Source organism: Psychrobacillus sp. Z3-81 (genome assembly GCF_056620325.1).
The window spans coordinates 200,651-221,282 of sequence record NZ_JBWQPU010000001.1; the positions used below are offsets into that span (position 1 = coordinate 200,651).

The 20,632-nt window shown below is 38.6% G+C and carries 15 protein-coding genes, 1 other RNA gene and 1 other annotated feature; of the genes, 12 read left to right on the forward strand and 4 right to left on the reverse strand.

Going from position 1 to position 20,632, the window contains the following annotated elements; all coding sequences use genetic code 11:
- Window positions 1-18: 18 nt before the first annotated feature.
- Together yajC and AC1ECF_RS01005 are read left to right on the forward strand one after the other, a co-directional pair.
- Entirely contained in the window at window positions 19-279 is a 261-nt protein-coding gene (gene yajC, locus AC1ECF_RS01000; protein ID WP_480387520.1) for a preprotein translocase subunit YajC, read from the forward strand.
- Between the two features lie 74 nt (window positions 280-353).
- The gene (locus AC1ECF_RS01005; protein WP_480387521.1) at window positions 354-992 is read left to right on the forward strand and encodes a DUF421 domain-containing protein; all 639 of its coding nucleotides are present in this window, start codon (window positions 354-356) and stop codon (window positions 990-992) included.
- Here AC1ECF_RS01005 and AC1ECF_RS01010 read toward each other — a convergent pair.
- Window positions 989-2,515 (reverse strand): oligosaccharide flippase family protein, encoded by a 1,527-nt coding sequence (locus AC1ECF_RS01010; RefSeq protein ID WP_480387522.1) that lies wholly within the window; start codon window positions 2,513-2,515, stop codon window positions 989-991. The two genes, AC1ECF_RS01005 and AC1ECF_RS01010, sit on opposite strands and share 4 nt — an antisense overlap.
- 90 nt (window positions 2,516-2,605) lie before the next feature.
- Between AC1ECF_RS01010 and AC1ECF_RS01015 the strand changes: the two genes are divergently transcribed.
- From AC1ECF_RS01015 to dtd, 6 genes are all read left to right on the forward strand, one after another.
- Entirely contained in the window at window positions 2,606-2,935 is a 330-nt protein-coding gene (locus AC1ECF_RS01015) for a post-transcriptional regulator (RefSeq protein ID WP_480387523.1), read from the forward strand.
- A 134-nt stretch (window positions 2,936-3,069) separates the two neighbouring features.
- Window positions 3,070-5,349: a protein translocase subunit SecDF gene (gene secDF / locus AC1ECF_RS01020; protein ID WP_480387524.1), complete on the forward strand. Its 2,280-nt coding sequence runs from the start codon at window positions 3,070-3,072 to the stop codon at window positions 5,347-5,349.
- Window positions 5,350-6,001: 652 nt separating this feature from the next.
- Window positions 6,002-8,347 (forward strand): single-stranded-DNA-specific exonuclease RecJ, encoded by a 2,346-nt coding sequence (gene recJ / locus AC1ECF_RS01025; protein ID WP_480387525.1) that lies wholly within the window; start codon window positions 6,002-6,004, stop codon window positions 8,345-8,347.
- Window positions 8,338-8,853 (forward strand): adenine phosphoribosyltransferase, encoded by a 516-nt coding sequence (locus tag AC1ECF_RS01030; RefSeq protein WP_480387526.1) that lies wholly within the window; start codon window positions 8,338-8,340, stop codon window positions 8,851-8,853. Before recJ ends, AC1ECF_RS01030 begins: the two co-directional genes overlap by 10 nt.
- A gap of 148 nt (window positions 8,854-9,001) precedes the next feature.
- Complete coding sequence (locus AC1ECF_RS01035) at window positions 9,002-11,194, forward strand: RelA/SpoT family protein (RefSeq protein ID WP_480387527.1); 2,193 nt, start codon at window positions 9,002-9,004, stop codon at window positions 11,192-11,194.
- 13 nt (window positions 11,195-11,207) lie between these two features.
- A complete protein-coding gene (gene dtd / locus AC1ECF_RS01040) occupies window positions 11,208-11,645 on the forward strand; it encodes a D-aminoacyl-tRNA deacylase (protein WP_480387528.1) in 438 nt (145 codons plus the stop codon).
- A gap of 90 nt (window positions 11,646-11,735) precedes the next feature.
- Here dtd and AC1ECF_RS01045 read toward each other — a convergent pair whose 3' ends face one another.
- Window positions 11,736-13,259: an N-acetylmuramoyl-L-alanine amidase family protein gene (locus AC1ECF_RS01045; RefSeq protein WP_480387529.1), complete on the reverse strand. Its 1,524-nt coding sequence runs from the start codon at window positions 13,257-13,259 to the stop codon at window positions 11,736-11,738.
- Between the two features lie 113 nt (window positions 13,260-13,372).
- Window positions 13,373-13,615 (forward strand) — a binding site (T-box leader).
- Between the two features lie 70 nt (window positions 13,616-13,685).
- Between AC1ECF_RS01045 and hisS the strand changes: the two genes are divergently transcribed.
- The 3 genes from hisS (at window position 13,686) to AC1ECF_RS01060 (ending at window position 18,166) form a co-directional block, all read left to right on the forward strand.
- A complete protein-coding gene (hisS, locus tag AC1ECF_RS01050) occupies window positions 13,686-14,960 on the forward strand; it encodes a histidine--tRNA ligase (protein ID WP_480387530.1) in 1,275 nt (424 codons plus the stop codon).
- A 4-nt stretch (window positions 14,961-14,964) separates the two neighbouring features.
- On the forward strand, window positions 14,965-16,722 hold the full coding sequence (aspS, locus tag AC1ECF_RS01055) for an aspartate--tRNA ligase (protein WP_480387531.1): 1,758 nt from the start codon (window positions 14,965-14,967) through the stop codon (window positions 16,720-16,722).
- A gap of 1,168 nt (window positions 16,723-17,890) precedes the next feature.
- Window positions 17,891-18,166, forward strand: a complete 276-nt coding sequence (locus AC1ECF_RS01060; RefSeq protein ID WP_480387532.1) for a YqhV family protein — start codon at window positions 17,891-17,893, stop codon at window positions 18,164-18,166.
- A gap of 76 nt (window positions 18,167-18,242) precedes the next feature.
- Here AC1ECF_RS01060 and AC1ECF_RS01065 read toward each other — a convergent pair whose 3' ends face one another.
- A complete protein-coding gene (locus AC1ECF_RS01065) occupies window positions 18,243-19,517 on the reverse strand; it encodes an MFS transporter (protein WP_480387533.1) in 1,275 nt (424 codons plus the stop codon).
- 92 nt (window positions 19,518-19,609) lie between these two features.
- Complete coding sequence (locus AC1ECF_RS01070; RefSeq protein ID WP_480387534.1) at window positions 19,610-20,236, reverse strand: LysE family transporter; 627 nt, start codon at window positions 20,234-20,236, stop codon at window positions 19,610-19,612.
- 209 nt (window positions 20,237-20,445) lie between these two features.
- Here AC1ECF_RS01070 and ssrS point away from each other — a divergent pair.
- Window positions 20,446-20,632, forward strand: a non-coding RNA gene (ssrS, locus tag AC1ECF_RS01075) — 6S RNA.

A 20,632-nucleotide genomic window follows, 5' to 3' on the forward strand; every position in this document is an offset into this window, starting at 1 on the left:
AGGAGGGAAATATTATTCATGGAAACACTAGTGGGATTGTTGCCTATTATCGCTATGTTTGCGGTAATGTGGTTCTTTATTATTAGACCAGCACAAAAACGTCAAAAAGCAACTGCAGAAATGCAAAATAGCTTAAAACGTGGAGACAAAGTAATCACTGTTGGTGGTCTACACGGTACAATAGATGCTATCGACGATACAACGGTGTATGTGACTGTTGCTGATGGTACTCGCTTGCAATTTGAGCGTGTCGCAATTGGACGAGTTATTACTGAATAAGCAACTAAAAAAAGAACTTACTCTTTATGAGTAAGTTCTTTTTCATTGGGAACACTATGCTAGAGGTGAGTCCTATGATGGATATACTTATAATTATTGGTAGAACCTTTATATTATATTGGTTAATATTAGTCATCTTTCGTCTAATGGGCAAGCGAGAGGTTGGAGAGCTTAGTATATTTGATTTGGTAGTTTTCCTATTAATTGCTGAAATAGCTAGCTTTTCTTTGGATGACCCAGAAACAGATTTCATCCAGGCAATTATTCCAATGGTTATCCTACTAATTATTCAAGTATCAGTTTCCTATCTGACGATGAAATACAAAAGATTTAGAGACCTGCTGGAAAGTAATGCTTCTCTGATTATAAAGAATGGCGTCATCATGGAAAAGGAAATGAGAAAGCAACGTTATAATCTAGATGACTTGCTGCAACAGCTGAGAGAACAGCAAGTAGGATCCATTCAGTCAGTAGAAACTGCTTTTTTAGAGCCTTCTGGAAATCTTTCCGTCTTCAAGAAGGAGGAAGAGCAATACGTTTACCCTTTAATCCTAGATGGGGACATCCAGCAAAACCATTTAAGAATTATTGGAAAGAGCGAAAAATGGCTTAGAGAAGAGCTAGAGAAAAAGCTTGTGCAGAATGTAGAAAATATTTTTTACTGCAGCTATGAGAATGATGAGTTGTATATTCAGTTGAAATTAGAGCATTAAAATTTATTTTTCGTTGTTTTTGCGATATTAAATATGATGCGAAGTTCTTTGCGTTTTATTTGACCAAAAAGAGCGAGGCCGATTATTAAGATTACTAGCGTAATGAGGCAATCAATTATTAGTGGCTGTTGTCCGATTTGATAAAGCAGGGGTCTTCCAATGATCGTAAGCAAGAAAACAGCATAAGGTAGAGCGAAAAACGAGAAGCCGATTTGCGCTTCTTTTTTTTCCTTCAAGGAAGCGATATGTAAGAAGGATGTAATAAGTACTCCAAATCCAATCGCAACGATTGCTCCTTTTTCTTGGATGGCTGGCTGAGACGCTAAGAAAAATAATAGGAGCAGCTTGCCGATTCCACCATAAAGAGAGTTTAAAAAAGCAGTGTTTGAGCTATTTAAAGCCTGCAAGATTGAGAATAGCGGACTTTGAATGTAATAAAAGAAAAAGATTGGAGCTAAGATTCTCATGTAAGTGTCAACATTCTCTACATGAAAAAGAGCAGACACTAGATCCCCGCCATGAAGATAAAAGACAGTCGCAGCGAAACACCCAGTAAGCGTGGAGAATTTTAAGGATAAATGAATTCTTTCCTTCAATAGCACAAAATTATTCCTTGCATAGGCATCACTTACCGCTGGAATCAGCACAATCGAGAGAGCTGCGGAAATGAAGGACGGAAATAGTAGTAATGGGATAAGTACTCCTGAAATTACTCCGTAGAGTGTCGTTGCTGCTACAGCTGTCATCCCAGTTATGGCCAATGCCTTGATGAAAATAATTGGTTCTAAAAACCATGTAAAAGATCCAAAAAGCTTACTCCCTGAGGATGGTAATGCAATAGACATCATTGGGGTTAGAGGATAGGATTTGCTTGGTTTCGTATGGGTTTGCTTTTTTTTCCACTTGTCATACTTCCATTTCAAATAAATAAACGCAACCGCTTCCGCAATTAATGCCAGGAGCATAGCATATGCAGCCGCTTCCTGTGGCGTAGAAGAGGTCAAAAAGAAAGGTAAAGCAAAAGTGATTAATACAATTCTTACAACCTGTTCCATCAATTGAGCAATTGCGGTTTCTTCTAGTCGAGCAATCCCTTGAAAGAAGCCCTTTAAGATTCCTCCAGCAGCTGCGATTGGAATAATAGCAATAGATATATATAGTGTCATGGTGATTGCTTCATTTTTAAGTAGGCTGCTTGAGATGAGAGGTGTTACCAAGATAAAAATTGGTGTAAAAACAATCAGGGTGATGACGGTTACAATAATGGATGTTCGAATAACCGAAAAATACTGGTTTACTGCATTCCTTGTCCGAAGCTCAGCAATAATTTTAGCGATGGCAATTGGAATACCTAGTTGAATAATAGATAGGAAGAAGATAAATGCTGGATAGGCAGCACTATAGATACCAACTGCTTCTTCCCCTGTAAGTCGAACAAATTGCATACGATAAATAAAACCTAAGAACTTGGACAAAAAAATGGCAACCATTAAAACCATTGAGCCTCTTAAAAAAGTTGACAAATAAACACTTCCTTCTCAAATACAGGAACTTCGTTTACAATAACAATATGAGATTGCTAAGTACATTATTCTATAAAGAGGTGCGGTATTTTGGAAAACTTACACAATGATATTTATACCCACGTACTGCCAGCATTAGAAAGTAAAAAGAACGAGTTTAAAGTTTATCAGTATGACACCGTAAATGAAATGGACCTATGGAAATATCTTGTGCACAAGAAATGGCGCAAAAAAGAGGTTAGTTCTATTTCTTTACATCAAATCGTGAACGATATCATGTCTTTAACCCCTGCTGAATACATGACCTTTGAGCAGATTGAGAATTATAGGTCATCAAATTGGTTCGCAGAAATTAATCATGAGGAATTACAGGTTTTGTTAAATCCTAAAAAAGCGGAAGCAGAAGAGGAAAAGGAATAGAATAGCCATTTGACAGTAAGCCTTTCCTGTTTCATAATTAACTTGTTGCTTTATGGAAAAATAGAGAGGTATTATCAACACTAACTGTCCTTGAACAAAGGTCTTTAGCGTTATCATAGGAGGAAATAGTACATATGAAAACTAGAGGACGCATAGTCGCGTTTTTATTACTCATCGTAGTGTTTGCTGGAACGATTAGTCCGACAGTTGGTGGAGTTCTAAACAATATTAAATTAGGACTTGATTTGCAGGGAGGCTTTGAGGTTTTATACGAGGTTGATCAACTAAATGAAGAAAGCCCTGAAATTACCGACGATATTGTAACGGATACTGCGGAAGCATTAAATAGTAGGGTCAATTCTATCGGTGTAAGCGAACCTAGTATACAAATCGAGGATGGAAATCGTATCCGAGTTCAGCTGGCGGGAGTAGAAGACCAAAACTCAGCTAGAGAGCTTCTGTCTACCCAAGCTAACTTAACTTTCCGAGATTCTAACGATGTCGTTATGTTAGATGGAAATGATTTAAAAGAGGGTGGAGCAAAGGCGGAGTTTAACCAAAACGGTCAGCCAATTGTAACACTCCAATTGAAGGATGCCAATAAGTTTGGACAAATTACTTCCGAGATTTCATCAAGACCATTTCCAGACAACGTGTTAATTATCTGGCTGGATTTTGAAGAAGGTGTAGATTCTTACGCTGCAGAAGTGGTAAAACCTCCAGAAGAACAAAAATTTATCTCTAATCCAACTGTTAGTCAAACAATCAATTCAGACAGTGTAGAAATTTCTGGTTCCTTTACAGTAGAAGAAACAAAAAGCTTAGCAGGAATTTTAAATGCAGGGGCATTACCTGTCAAATTAACAGAAATTTATTCTACTTCTGTTGGAGCTCAGTTTGGCGAACAGGCTTTAGATAGTACCGTATTAGCTAGTATCATCGGGGTAGCGGCAATCTTTATCTTTATGATTTTCTATTATCGCCTACCTGGAGTAGTAGCAGTTATCTCTTTAAGTGTTTATATTTACTTGATTCTATTGATTTTTGATTGGATTAACGGAGTACTAACATTACCTGGTATTGCAGCGATTGTTCTTGGGGTAGGTATGGCAGTCGATGCGAATATCCTAACCTATGAAAGAATAAGAGAAGAGCTTAGAGTAGGTAAGTCAGTGAAGAAAGCCTTTGATACAGGTGCTAAATCATCTTTCACTGCAATTTTAGATGCAAATATTACTACCTTACTTGCAGCGGTTGTTCTTTTCTACTTTGGTACAAGCTCAGTAAGAGGGTTTGCTACGTTATTGATTATAAGTATTTTGGTAATATTTATTACAGCAGTTTGGGCATCTCGTATTTTACTAAGTCTATTAGTGAATAGTGGATACTTTGATAACAAGCCTGGCTGGTTTGGTATACCGAAGAAGAAGATGCACCCAGTTGAAGACGAGGTAGATACACTTGACCTAACAACGAAATTCGATCGCTTCGATTTTGTGCATAGTAGAAAAATCTTCTACATTGCTTCCATCGTTTTAACGGTAGCTGGAATCATTATTCTAAGTGTATTCAAGCTAAATCTAGGGATTGACTTTTCACAAGGAACACGTGTCCAAATTCAATCTGAGCAAGCTTTAACTCAAAGTATTGTTGCTGAAAAGATTGAAAGTATCGGGCATCCTTCTGAAGATATTGTTATCTCTGGAGATGAAAGCGAAACCGCTGTAGTTCGATATAAAGAAGATTTTAGCCAAGAAGAAATCAATACTTTAAAAGAAGAATTAAAGGCTGAATTTGGTGTTGAGCCAAGTATAAATACAGTCTCTCCTACAGTTGGTCGTGAATTAGCTCAAAATGCAATGTATGCATTGCTATTTGCTGCAATAGGTATTGTTATTTATGTAGCATTTAGATTTGAGTGGAGAATGGGACTAGCATCCGTCGTATCCTTACTGCATGATGCCTTCCTAATGGTTGCCATCTTCAGTATTTTGAGACTAGAGGTAGATATAACCTTTATTGCAGCAGTTCTAACCATTGTTGGTTACTCAATTAATGATACGATTGTTACATTTGACCGTATACGAGAAAATCTACATCGAAGTAAGGTTATTACATCCGAAGCTGAGCTTGCTGAGGTTGTGAATAAATCACTACGTCAAACGTTAGGACGCTCTGTAAATACTGTTTTAACAGTCATCTTTGTGGTAGTTGCTTTATTACTATTTGGTGCAGAAGGCATTCGCAATTTCTCTATTGCATTGTTGATCGGCTTAATTGCAGGAACTTACTCATCTATATTCATCGGTGCACAGCTATGGTATGACCTAAAGGTTAAACAGCTACGTAAATCTGGTGGAATTGATGTGAAAAAAGAAGAAAAAACATGGGGTTCAGATGAGCCTGTAGTTTAATAAGTAGAAAATCTGGGTTCACTTAGGTGCGCTCAGGTTTTTTATTTTGCATTCGGGATGTGAGGAGGTGAAGGTGCTCGTACAAGATATTTATTCTTGTATTGCTAATGTATTCCGCAGGCCTGGTTACGATGATAGTGAAATAAATCGATTTCTACAATATTTGTTGGTGGTATCTATATAAATGCAAAAGATTACACTTTTTTTAAAACTGACTAGGAACAATCTATAAAAAGTAGATTTGTGCACTATAAAACACCTATATGACCGAAGATGTATATAAAAATGTTGGGATTCTCATTGGTTATAGAGAGTTGATTGGAATTGAGGGTGGCAGACTCCTGCGGGAAAAGCAAATGTTATTTGCGACGAAAGAAAAGCGTAAGGAACACCCGTGCGGGAAGGATCCAGACTAAGAGGAGTGAAGGTAAGGAAGGAAAACTAAGGTCGTCACATCTTGTGACAACGTTTTCCTGACCAACATCCTGTTGGCCTCCACGGAAAGCGTCCGGCAGCAATGGAGATCAAAGGAGTTTATTAAAAGCCATCAACATTTGACCTTAATCCATTAAACCTAGCAAATTAACTTACCAATCATAGGTGCTTTCGTTCTTGACGGGATAGGTTATAATAGATTGAAGGATGTGATAGCGTGATACAGTCTCAGAAAAGGTGGAGAATCTCTCGACCAGAGGAACAGCTTGTGAATGAATTAGAAAGCGCACTTTCTATTCCACGAGTGTGCGCAAAAGTACTCGTTTCAAGAGGTTTTCATCAAGTAGAAGATGCGAAACGATTTTTATTTATAAATGAAGAACATATACATAATCCTTTCCTACTAACAGGTATGGAGGATTTGGTGCAGAGAGTGAATGCTGCAATAGAACTTAATGAAAAAATATGTATCTATGGTGATTATGATGCAGATGGTATAACAAGCACCACGGTGATGATGAAGACACTTCAGTCTTTAGGGGCTGATGTAATATATAAAATTCCAAATCGTTTCATAGATGGATATGGACCTTGTGAAAGATTATTTCAAGAGGCATTTGATGAAGGAGTAAAACTAATCATTACTGTGGATAACGGAATTTCTGGACATCAGCCAATTGAATTCGCAAAGAGTCTTGGTATGGACGTCATCGTAACGGATCATCATGAGCCAGGGGAAGAACTACCAAAGGCTGATGTTATTATTCATCCAGCACTTAGCGATGAATATCCGTTCAAGCATTTAGCCGGAGTCGGAGTTGCCTTTAAGGTAGCACATGCCTTGCTTGGAGAGATGCCAAAAGAGTTATTCTATTTGGTTGCAATAGGTACAATTGCAGATTTAGTTTCACTTACAGAAGAAAATAGATATTTTGTTCAACAAGGTGTTAAACAAATGCGCCAAACTGATTCTATCGCAATAGAGGCCTTGGCAAATGTAAGTGGGGTGGAAGTATCCACCATTAATGAAGAAACAGTCGGGTTTATGTTTGGACCACGAATCAATGCAATTGGGAGACTAGGAGAGGCTGCACCGGGTGTACAGTTGTTTCTTTCTGAGGATCCACATGAGGCGTTGGCAATTGCTAGTTTACTCCAGGACAAAAATAAAGAAAGACAAGTAATTGTAAAGCAAATAACAGAGGAAGCAATGGAACTGATTGAGACCGAATATGATGTCAAGGGCCCTTGTGTAATAGTGGTAGGAAAAGAAGGCTGGAATCCTGGTGTGTTAGGAATTGTGGCATCCAAGCTAGTAGAAAAATATTATCGTCCTGCTATTGTCTTGGGCTACGATACAGAAAAACAAATTGCGAAGGGCTCCGCTCGTAGTATAGAGGGCTTCCATATGTACAAAGAGCTCGCGAAAAACAGCGATATCCTACCTCATTTTGGTGGTCACCCGATGGCAGCTGGGATGACCCTGCCGCTAGAAAATGTCGAGATTTTTAAAACTCGAATGAACAGACAAGCGATGGAATGTTTAGAGGAAGAGCACCTGATCCCGGTTATTACAATAGATGTTCCTGTAGAAATGCATGAAATTTCAACGGAATCTATTCAAGCTATTCAGCAGCTCGCTCCGTTTGGAATGGATTTTGCGAAGCCTGTGTATTGCATAGAGAATGTGGAGGTAGCCTCTGTTCGAAAAATCGGCTCTAACCAAGATCACTTGAAAATAGAGCTTTCACAGGATGCTGTATTGTTGGATGCAATAGGCTTTGGAAAAGGGAATCTTGCGGACGAAATCTCCCCATCTGCTAAGCTATCTTTTATTGGAGACTTGCAAATAAATGAATGGAACGGCCGAAAAAAACCACAGCTGATGATTCAAGATGCCAAAACAGACGATTGGCAGTTATTTGACGTGCGAGGTATTAAACAAATTAATCGCTGGTTGCCAAACATCCCAACAGAGGAAACTGTATTTGTATGCTTTCACAAGGAGATGATGGATTATTTCCAATCTGTTATTTCTGAACCAATTTGCATGTTTAATCAATTAAAAGTGTCGGAGCAACAATATATTTGTTTATTAGATATGCCAGCCTCGGAGGAAAACTTAACGGAGCTATTAAGAGCCTACCCTTGGAAGCGAATCTATGCTCATTTTTATGTTGATAGTTCTAGTTATTTTGAAGGAATCCCTACTAGAGAGCAATTTAAATGGTATTACTCTTTTCTAAAGAAAAGAGGAGTCTTTGATTTGAAAACACATGTTCATCAGCTGGCAAAACATACAGGCTGGAATCAGCAAACAATAAATTTCATGTCAAAGGTGTTTTTTGAGTTAAATTTTGTTAAAATAGAAAATGGAGTGTTGGCGGTCAATGAGAATGTCGAAAAGCAAGACTTATCAAAGGCACCGGCCTATCGCATGCGTGCAAAGCAAATTGACCTAGAGCAAAAGCTTTTGTACGCACCATACAAAGAGTTGAAACAATGGTTTGAAGAGCGTATAGCAGTGCAAACCGTTCCTGAGGAGGAGCAAACATGGATTTAAAGAAGTATGTAACAATTGTAGAGGATTGGCCAAAACCAGGCATTCGATTTAAAGATATCACCACTATTATGGATAATGGTGAAGCATATAAATATGCAACAGACCAAATAGTCGAATATGCAAAGGAAGTTAATGTAGATATTATTGTAGGGCCAGAAGCTCGCGGTTTTATCATTGGCTGTCCAGTGGCTTATGCACTAGGAATTGGCTTTGCCCCAGTTCGTAAAGAAGGAAAGCTTCCACGTGAAGTAATCCGTGCTGAATATGGTTTAGAATATGGAAAAGACACTTTAACGATGCATAAAGATGCAGTTAAGCCAGGTCAACGTGTGTTAATCGTGGACGACCTATTAGCTACTGGCGGAACGATTGAAGCAACGATCAAGCTTGTAGAAGAACTTGGTGGAGTTGTAGTAGGTTGCGCATTTCTTATCGAATTGACGTATCTAAATGGTAGAGAGAAATTAAAGAATTACAATATCCGTACATTAATGCAATACAGCTAATACTAGTTTGTTGTTTCCGTAACTTTACGAGACAAAGCTTTCGAGCTAGTAATACAATAGAAGGGTGGACTTTACAAGTCCCTCTTTTTTTTTATAAAATATAGCTTATATACTATTTTTGAAAAATAATGAAACAAGGTGAGTTGACATGGCAAAAGATCAGGTGAAAACAGCAGAAGATGTTTTTCATACGGTTTCCGGATATATGAACAAAGAGCATGTTGACTTTGTTAAAAAGGCCTATGAATTAGCAGAGCACGCCCATCGGGAGCAATTTCGTAATTCTGGAGAACCATATATTTTACATCCCATTCAAGTAGCCGGAATTCTTGCCGATCTTCAAATGGACCCTGAAACGGTTGCTGCTGGATTTTTACATGATGTAGTAGAAGATACAGAGTACACTAGAGAAGATATTGTAAGAGAGTTTAATGAGGAGGTTGCCTTACTTGTGGAGGGGGTAACCAAGCTCGGAAAAATTAAATATATGTCTAAGGAAGAGCAGCAAGCGGAAAATCATCGAAAAATGTTTATTGCTATGGCACAGGATATTCGTATTATCCTCATTAAACTTGCTGACCGCTTACACAATATGCGGACGCTTAAGCACCTTCCAGAAGAAAAACAACGTCGTATTTCGAATGAAACACTAGAAATTTTCGCTCCTTTGGCGCACCGCCTAGGAATTTCTGCTGTGAAATGGGAGCTTGAAGATACTGCTTTACGTTATTTAAATCCACAGCAATACTATCGTATTGTTAACTTTATGAAGAAAAAACGTACGGAGCGGGAGTCATACTTAAATGATGTGATGACCGATATTAAGAAGCAGCTGAATGAAATGGAAATAGATGCGGATATTTCTGGTCGACCAAAGCATATCTATAGCATCTACCGCAAAATGGCAGTACAAAATAAGCAATTCAATGAAATCTATGATTTACTTGCCATGAGAATTATCGTGAATAGTATTAAGGATTGCTATGCAGTACTAGGTGTCATTCATACCCTTTGGAAACCAATGCCAGGAAGATTTAAAGATTATATTGCAATGCCGAAACAGAATCTTTATCAATCTCTCCATACTACTGTAATAGGACCTAATGGTGAACCGCTAGAAGTCCAGATTCGTACAGAAGAAATGCATAATATTGCTGAATATGGGGTTGCTGCTCACTGGGCCTATAAGGAAGGGAAGAAGATTGACTCTGGCACTCAAACAGTGGATACAAGGCTATCCTGGTTTAGAGAAATTTTGGAGTTCCAGCAAGAGTCCTCTAATGCAGAGGAGTTTATGGAATCATTAAAGTTTGATTTATTCTCTGATATGGTATATGTTTTCACACCAAAAGGAGACGTGATCGAGCTTCCTGCTAGTTCTGTACCGATTGACTTTGCATATCGAGTTCACTCAGAAGTAGGGAATAAGACGATTGGTGCCAAGGTTAACGGGAAGATGGTGCCACTAGATACAAAGCTAAAAACTGGTGATATTGTTGAAGTGCTAACCTCTAAGCAATCATTTGGTCCTAGCCGAGATTGGATTAACATTGCCCAGTCCTCTCAAGCAAAAAATAAAATCAAGCAGTTCTTCAAAAAACAGCTGAGAGATGAAAATATCCAAAAAGGAAAAGAGCAAGTTGAAAAGGAAATAAAGGCACAGGAATTTGATATCAAAGAGGTACTAACCCCTGAAAACATTAAGCGTGTATGTGAAAAATATGCTTTTGCCGGTGAAGAGGATTTGTATGCTGCTGTCGGTTTTAATGGTATTACCGCACAGCAGGTAGTTAATCGTTTAGCTGAAAAGATGCGTAAAATCCGTGATCAAGAAGAGGCTTTAGAGAAAATTCATACAGAAATGAATTCTCCTTCTCCGAAGAAGGTCACTGAATCTGGGGTAATTGTAAAAGGTATTGATAATCTACTTATTCGTCTTTCAAGATGCTGTAGTCCGGTACCAGGAGATGAAATTGTTGGCTTCATCACGAAAGGGAGAGGGGTATCTGTTCACCGAGCAGATTGTCCGAACGTGCAAAATGAAGAGGCTCATACACGAATCATACAAGTGGAATGGGAGCATGCTGCTGCCGATGTGAAGAAGGATTATCAAGTAGACATAGAGATATTTGCTTTTGACCGGGCTGGCTTATTAAATGAGGTTTTACAGGTGGTAAATGAATCAAAAACGAATATCGTTGCTGTTAGTGGTAAGTCAGATAATGATATTGCAACTATCCATCTATCTATTCTAATCTCCAACATTGCTCATTTGAACAAAGTAGCGGATCGAATAAAACAGTTGCCTGATGTCTATTCAGTTCAACGTATCATTAATTAAAGGAGCGCCAGTTATGAAAGTTTTATTACAGCGCTGTAAGCATGCAAGTGTGACGGTGGACAACCATATAACAGGAAAGATTGATCATGGGTATTTACTGCTGGTAGGAATAACCAGTTCAGATACAGAGAAAGAGATTACTTATTTAGCTGATAAGGTTGCAGCCTTACGCCTCTTTGAAGATGACGATGGTAAAATGAACCTTTCGTTAGAGGAGGTAGGTGGTTCTATTCTGTCAGTTTCTCAATTTACCTTATACGCAGATACGAGAAGAGGAAGAAGACCTAGCTTCACAGAAGCTGCAAGACCAGAGCAAGCGAAGCCACTATGGGAGCTTTTTAATGAAAAGCTGAAAGCGAAGGGCTTTAAGGTGGAAACAGGAGTCTTTGGAGCAATGATGGACGTAACATTTACAAATGACGGCCCTGTCACAATCATGTTAGAGGCATAATACAGTATTTCCCGAAGCAAATAAAGAGCACTTATGATTCACTTTACTGAACAATTGAATCATAAGTGCTCTCTTTCTGTCTTGTGAGTATTATTTAGCTAATAGACTATCAAAATAGTTGATAATCCCATTGTAAATTCCGTGGGTAGCTTGTTCACGAAATGCGTGTGTTGTTACATGCTGTTCCTCTGTAGGATTGCTGAGATATCCTAGCTCTATTAAAATAGCTCTTTGTTTATTTTCTCGTAGAACAAGATAGTTGCCTGGTTGAACACCGCGGTCCCTGAGGGAAATCATATTTCCTAAGCCGTCGTGTACATACTTCGCTAGCTCATTTTGATAGCCATGCATGTAATAGGTAGTGAAGCCTCGAACGGAGCTATTATTGATAGCATCATAGTGTAAGCTGATAAAGGCATCAGCACCAGCTTGGTGACCTATGGAAACTCGCTTACGTAAGTCCACATATACGTCAGATTCTCTTGTCATGATTACATTGGCTCCTGCTGCTTGAAGCTTGCTCGATAATAGTTCAGCAGTCTTCAATGTAATATCCTTTTCATCTGTCCCTAAGGCTCCAGTAGTTCCTCTATCATTCCCACCATGTCCTGCATCAATAACAATAGTTAATCCCTTTAATGTTCCTTTTTTCCGACTCTCTTTTTTCGTAGGTTCTTTCAGGGTTGTTGTCTCAGAAGAGGAACCGGAAGATACTACCCAGCTTGCCACATAGGCCGTACTCTTGTCTGGAAGTTCAATTTGATACCAATCGTTTGTCTTTTCTTTTATCGTAAAAATTTCTCCTGCTGATGCTCTATAAACTACTTCACTTGATGTTGAGCTATCAGACCGGATATTTGTTCCATTGTAAAGTATTGTTATATTCTCCTGCTTTTGCGAATTAGAAGGAGCTTTATTTGTTATTGTTCCATAAAAACTATATACCCAGCCTTTTTTTCCGGATACTTCGATTTGAACCCATTGGTGGTCAATTTGTAGAATTTCAAAAGAATCGCCCTTGTGGACTTGTCCAATTTTTTTAGAGGACAAATCGGGTTTCGTTCTTACATTCAGTGTATCCACTGAGATAGTAAATGTTTTAGCGGATGTATCGGCTGGTATTGTATCTTCTTCGGTAGTTTGGTCAATAATAGTGACATATGTATTGTTTACCCAGCCTGATTGACCTTGAAAGTCAATTTCAACCCATTCTCCTTCTGTTTTAGCAGCGGTGTATTGATCTCCCTCATTGAGTTGACCAATAACTGGAGCGGATGTGGAAGGTAGTGTTCGTACGTTTAGACGATTTACTTTCGAAACGATTTGTTTCTTGGAAAGCTCTTGAGCCTGTGCAGTTGTGTACCAGCTAGCAACCCAGCCTGTACCAGAGCCATACTCAATTTGTAGCCAGTCATTTTCTTTTCCAACAACCTTCAGTTTCTCATTTTTCGCCACAGCCCCAATAGTACTATAGGTTAGTCCTGGACCTGATCGAACCTTTAGTGAGGCAACGTCTACTACATACTCTTGGTTGTTTGCCTGAACAATGGCAGGAAGAATAAGTAGAAAGGATAGAAAAAATATTGTCATTTTGTGGATGAATTTATCTTTCATTGAAACACCTCCTAAACCTATTTTAAATAGTTAGAAAAAAAATTACTACTCTTTATTTAAAAAGGTTGACTTATTTCTTCAACGTCATTATGATAAAGTATAATCAAAAACTAAGATAACCAATGACCGAAAAAGTAGCTTCTTTGCTTTGGATGGCAAGAGAGGGAAAGACGTGGCTGGAAGCTTTCCTACATCGCACAAAGGGTGAACAACATTCGCGAGGATTTTTGTCGAAAGAGATAATATCTTTATTAGGCAAAAACGGAGCTGGCCGTTATCCAGTAATGAGAGGGTCAAAACATTTTGGCCAACTAGGGTGGAACCGCGGAAGCTGACTATTAGCTCTCGTCCCTTGCAATATGCAAGGGGCGGGGGCTTTTTTATATTTTCCAGTTTACTGCCAAAATTGAGAGAGGAAGAAGAGAAATGGACATAAAATTACCTAGAGGAACCCAAGATACCCTTCCATCGGAAACGCCAAAATGGCAGATGGTAGAGGAGCTAATAAGAGAGCAATGCAAGGCTTTTCATTACAGTGAGCTACGCACTCCAATCTTTGAACATACAGAGCTATTCACAAGAGGGGTAGGAGATACAACGGATATTGTTCAAAAGGAAATGTATACATTTCAGGACAGAGGGAATCGTTCTCTTACGTTAAGACCAGAAGGAACTGCGTCAGTGGTACGTTCCTTTGTAGAGCACAAAATGTTTGGATATCCAGATCAACCAGTCAAGCTTTATTATATGGGACCAATGTTCCGATATGAAAGACAACAGGCAGGTAGATATCGTCAATTTGTACAGTTTGGGGTAGAAGCGATTGGCAGCATGGATCCAGCTATCGATGCAGAGGTTATCTCCCTTGCAATGTCTGTTTACCAAAAGGCAGGCTTAAAGAAATTAAAGCTAGTTATTAACTCCTTGGGAGATACAGAGAGCCGTATTGCGCACAGAGAAGCGTTAATCAATCACTTTAAGCCACATATTGAAGAGTTTTGCTCTGATTGTCAAAACAGGCTACAAAAAAATCCATTGAGAATCTTGGATTGTAAAGTAGATAGAAATCACCCATTAATGGCTGCCGCTCCTTCTTTAGCCGATTATTTAAACGAAGAATCGGCTAGCTATTTTGAAAAGGTAAAGGAATACTTAACTTTATTGAATATACCGTTTGAAGTAGACCCTAACTTAGTTAGAGGGTTAGATTACTATAATCACACTGCCTTTGAAATTATGAGTGCGGCAGAGGGCTTTGGAGCAATTACGACGTTAGCGGGTGGCGGAAGATATAATGGGCTGGTAGAACAGCTTGGTGGTCCTGATGCGCCTGGCATCGGGTTTGGAATGAGCATCGAACGTCTCTTGTTAGCGATGGAGGCAGAGGGCATCTCATTTGACGATAAATCCTCTCTTGATGTTTATGTAGCTTCTATGGGAGAAGCTGCAAAAAGCAAAGCTATATCAATTGCTTATGAGCTTAGACAAAATGGTATTTCTGTAGAAACTGATTATTTAAATCGTAAAATAAAAGCTCAATTTAAATCTGCTGATCGCTTGCATGCAAAAGCAGTGATTGTCATTGGAGATGAAGAGCTTGAAAAACAAAGCGCTATGTTAAAGGATTTAACAACAGGAAATCAGCAGCTAGTTCCATTTAGCTCTTTAGTAAGCGAAGTACAAAAGTTATCGGAGGAATAAGAATATGAGTAGAACACATACAAGTGGCGAATTAAATGAACAACATATTGGGCAATCGGTTGAGTTAATCGGCTGGGTTCAAAAAAGAAGAGACTTAGGCGGACTTATCTTCGTGGACCTTCGTGATCGCTCTGGTTTAGTCCAAGTGGTATTTAATCCAGAAATCTCCGAGGCAGCTATACAAATTGCAGAGAAGCTTCGCAACGAATATATCATTCAGGTAAAGGGACAGGTTGTAGCAAGAGCAGAGAACCAAGTAAATAAAAATATGCCATCTGGAGCAATTGAGGTATATGCATCAGAGGTAACAATTATCAATGAAGCGAAAAACCCACCTTTTGCTATTGAAAATCAAACAGATGCTGGGGAAGATATAAGATTAAAATATCGTTATCTAGATTTAAGAAGACCTGTAATGTACGACACGTTTAAAATGCGTTCAGATATAACAAAAACAGTTCGTCGCTTCTTAGATGACGAAGGGTTTATTGAGGTGGAGACACCAATCCTGACTAAGTCTACTCCAGAAGGTGCACGTGACTATCTTGTACCAAGTCGTGTGCATGATGGAGAGTTTTATGCGCTTCCACAGTCCCCACAGCTGTTTAAGCAATTATTAATGGTAGGCGGTTTTGAGAAATACTATCAAATAGCTCGTTGTTTCCGTGATGAAGATTTACGTGCTGACCGTCAGCCTGAGTTTACACAGATCGATATGGAAATGAGCTTCCTATCAATCGATGAAATCATGGAAATGAATGAGCGCATGATGCAAAAAATTATGAAGGATGTAAAAGGAATCGATGTTTCTATTCCTTTCGCTCGGATGGATTACGATGAAGCGATGGATCGCTTTGGTTCTGACAAACCGGATGTACGCTTCGGGTTAGAGCTACAGGACCTTTCAGAGCTAGTAAAGGACAGCTCCTTTAAGGTTTTTGCATCCGCAGTAGAAAATGGTGGACAGGTAAAAGCGATTAATGTAAAAGGAGCAGCGGAAAAGTATTCTCGTAAGGATATTGATGCGCTTGGAGAGTATGCCGGTAGATACGGTGCAAAAGGTCTTGCGTGGCTGAAGGTGGATGAAGAAGGACTTAAAGGACCGATTGCTAAGTTCTTCGAAGGAGAGTCAGCAGTAGCCTTAATGAACAAGCTAGAAGGTGAATCTGGAGACTTATTGCTATTCGTAGCAGATAAAAAATCTGTTGTTGCTGACGCACTAGGTGCACTTCGTCTTAAATTGGCGAAAGATCTATCCTTGATTGATGAAAGTCGTTTTGAATTCCTATGGGTTGTCAACTGGCCATTATTTGAATATGACGAGAAAGAAGGCCGCTACTATGCAGCCCACCATCCATTTACACGACCAGCGGATGAGGACCTGCCATACCTAGAAACTGATCCAAGTAAGGTAAGAGCACAGGCATATGACCTTGTTTTAAACGGCTATGAGCTAGGCGGGGGATCACTACGAATTTATTCAACAGAGGTTCAAGAAAAAATGTTTAAGGTGCTAGGATTCTCAGAGGAAGAAGCAAAAGCTCAATTCGGGTTCCTATTAGAAGCATTTGAATATGGCACACCTCCACACGGTGGAGTTGCATTTGGACTTGACCGTCTTGTAATGCTATTATCCGGCAGAACAAATCTTCGTGATACAATTGCCTTCCCTAAAACTGCTAGTGCAAGCTGTTTACTAACACAAGCTCCTAGCCCAGTAGCGGAGGCTCAACTAGAGGAATTAAATTTAAAGCTAAAATAAGAATGCTTTAAAAATCAGGTTGAAAAGAATCAAAAATAAGAAGTACTTATGTTCTTAGCATCTTATAGAACCATAAGTGCTTCTTATTTATTTTATTTTGTTCCTTACCCTTAAACAGAACGGTGTTGGCATTAAGCTAATCCTCGCTAAATTTGGTTATGTATAGTAATTATTGTTAGTAGGAAATTCTATTTGTTTGGAGTATCCTCGTTGACTCCTACAGAAGTAGAATGAGAATCGAGACAATATTGCCTCATGCGTAAGTGTGGAGTTGTGGCTTATTTGTAAGAAACACTAAAAACAAAAATGGTGTTGATTTCCGTTCTGGCTGGACGCTTTCCTGGGGTCGCGGCTTCGGGACAACAGGATGTTGTTCAGGAAAACGTTGGCACAGGATGTGCCGCTTTTAGTTTTCCTTCTTGTTTCGGATGCTTCCGAAACAATTGGATTTTCCGCACGCGCTTATCCCCTAGGAGTCGCCAGCCGACACTTCAATCAACTTTTTCTAATACGTCATCCTTGGCTTTTGGTAATGAACCTAAAGTTACAATATCGAGTGACAACGTTTTCCTGACCAACATCGTGTAGGCTTCGTGTGAAAAGCATGCCCTGAGGGTAGCAAAAACAATTGGTTATTTTATAATAAGGTGAAGTGATATTACAGAAATACTATCTTTCTCCACTTCCAAACAAAATTTATTTATAAGAATCCTACACTAATGGCAGCGTCAGTTCCGATCAAAGAGCACTAATGCTAACTACCTTATAGAACCATAAGTAGTGTTTCTTATTTTAGTAAATCCTCTAATAGCAACATGTTCTATTTTATTTAAGACATAATTTATTAAATTTGCTTTTAGTAGCAAACCTACTGGTTCGGAGCAGCGTCGGCGACTCCAGTGGGAGCAAGGTGGTAGGAAAGACAGCACGGCCACGCGCGTAAGCGATGGGTGCTGGCTTACGGTGGGAAAACTAAGAACGTCACGTCGTGTGACAACGTTTTCCTGACCAACATCCTGTTGGCCTCCACTCCAAGCGTCCGACGATGCGAAGAACCCGATGTCCGATTAAAGAAGCGCAAACCCAATATCTGTTTTTTGTAATGTCTCTTTAAACATATATAAGACATGCTTTCACATATGATAGTTTATCTATTGTATTTGGGAGGATGATTGTAGTTATTGAAAAAGCACTATTGTTTATCATTGCATTACGAATGATATCAGGGAGCATAGAGATAACCGCTGCAATGTTCATGTTAAAATTCAATGACTTAGAAAAGGCTCTTTATATTAATTCCCTTCTTGCTCTAGTTGGACCTACTATCTTAATTGTTACGACAGGAATCGGGTTAGTAGGCTTAGCAGATAAGGTTTCAATGACAAAGATTGTATGCTTATTTGCTGGCATATTGTTGATACTCTATAGCTTAAATTCCAAATAAAGGAGAAGAAAGAGGTATCCCATAAGACTTTAGCTTATGGGATACCTCTTTTTAGATTATTACAATTAGTTTTTAACTATAAAGCCTTTTTCCTTTTTTCTAATTCTTCTACGTTAATAAATTTTATCACCATAAACAGGAGAATAAGACCAGCTACGCTAAAAGTGATGTATAGTCCATTTAAGAAATTATCTAAGACCAGAGAAACTACTGGCGGGCCAGCTGCTACTCCTATAAAGCGTGCAGAGCTATAAAAGGAAGAAATCGTTCCTCGTTGCTGTTTTTTAATATTTTCAGTAATAAGTGCATCTAATACGGGAAGCAGTACCCCAATCGCCACTCCTAAAATACTGGTAACAATGAGCAGGAGGATCAGTTTATCTTTCACAAATCCAACAAAAATGACACTTATTGAGGTTAAAGCTAGTGAAACTACCATAATTTTCTTCATCGAGCTTAGCTTGCCTTGAATCTTTCTTCCTGTCAAAAAGGAAGCAATACAAAGGAAAAGCAACGGAATTGCAAGGACAAACCCTTTTTTTATTCCTTTTATATGATGAATTCTCTCTAATTCCTCGGATAAGAAAAAAAGTACTCCAAATAAAACAAACATGACAAAAATTCCATTTAAAAAAATGGAGAGTAGCCACTTGCCTTCCTTCTTGAAAGTATGCTTCACCTTACTAAGGAAAACCTTTAGCTTATCGGGTTTTCTTTTTTCCTTGGGAGGTTTTACAAAAAACATAATTAGAAGTATGGATATTAAGCTGAAGAAGGAAATTGAAAAAAATGGCAGGAACCATAAGAGAGCAGCAAATGCAGAACCTAATATAGGGCTTAAAACTTTTCCAAAAGTATTGGATGTTTCAATAATTCCTAATGTCGCACTAGTTTTTTCATCATCATCTTTGTATATATCACCAACTAATGGTAAGACAATAGGCATCGCTCCAGATGCTCCTATCCCTTGTAAGATTCTACCGATAATAATCCAAGTGAATGGATCATCTAGCTTCCAAGAAGCGAAGCCGGCAATCAATCCACCTATTAAGGCTAACAGTAAACTAGGGAGGATGACTGCTTTTCTTCCAATTCGATCAGATAAATACCCGGCAACAGGAATAAGAATGATTGCTGCGATGGAGTAGCTAGTAATAATCATACTTGATTGAAACGAGCTAATATCCACTTTTTTTTCTAAAATAGGTAGTACAGGTATTAACATGGAGTTCCCGAGCGTCATGACCAATGGAATCGAAGCGAGACTTAAAATACACATTTTCGTAACGGTGAAGTGGTTGCTCTTTTTAGTGGAGGCTTTCTTTCCGTTATGACGATGTTTCTTGCTCATAAACACACCTCATTATTATTTTCAATAAGGGTATGTTCTCCTTTCAGAAGCGAAATTATGCAATAGTTAATATGGATGAAGAATAGGTTGAATTAAAATAAGGAATGATAAGCTTGTATGCCGAAATAGATCCCAAAACCGATCATAGACAGAGAAGAAATAATGGAGATTGTTTTAAGTAAAGATGTCGATAAAAATCTTCTAGAGCCGCTAGAAATAGAGGCCATAAATAGGTCAACTGCTGTTATGCCTAAAAGAATCGTAACACTTAATAATATTACCTCAAGACCAGACATAGTACTTGAACCACCTACTAAGACAGAGCCGTATATCCCTAACCAAAATAATATGGTTAAAGGATTAAGCATAGCCATTAGAAGGCCAGCCAGGAAGGAATGGCGTAGTCTTACTACCTTCCGATATTTTGAATCCATTGATATATTATTTACTGTTAAAAGGTTTTCAATACCAGTATACATAAGCACAAAAAATCCAAAAGCCCATAGGAATGTTTGTACCCCAGGATTGTCAATGAAATGACCTACGCCAAAATAAACCATCAACATGTAGAGGATATCTGTTGCAATAGCACCTAAACCAAAAAACCATGCATGAAAGAACCCATTTTTAATTCCTGTGTTGATTAATGTTGCTTTGACTGGGCCAATTGGTGCAGCCAATGATACACCCAATATAAAATAAGTAAATAAAGAATTCACAGATAGCCCTCCGTTATTTGTCGTATCAATGAATGATATTCAAAAGTAGGACAAAGTAGGACTAGTTGTTTTAGATTTTTTCTTTTTACATTTTTTGCCATGTGGGATATTTACGAAAATATGACTATCTTCTATAAACAGAATAGTTAAATAATAGCATGGTGAAACAATTGCTGTTCTTTAAAAGATGTGGTAACATACAAGTAATACGAATCCTGATGTGTTCGCTATATGCCAATCAGTTTTGACCGAACACTTTTATCGTCGGGAGCTTTACTTTTATTATTAATGAAATGCCCTTTCAGAGGGACTTCAAAAATAATAAAGAGGGCACCCACCTGCTATGTGCGGGTTCAAAACGATATGCTTTGATTAGTCGGCACGATTGGGATTCGT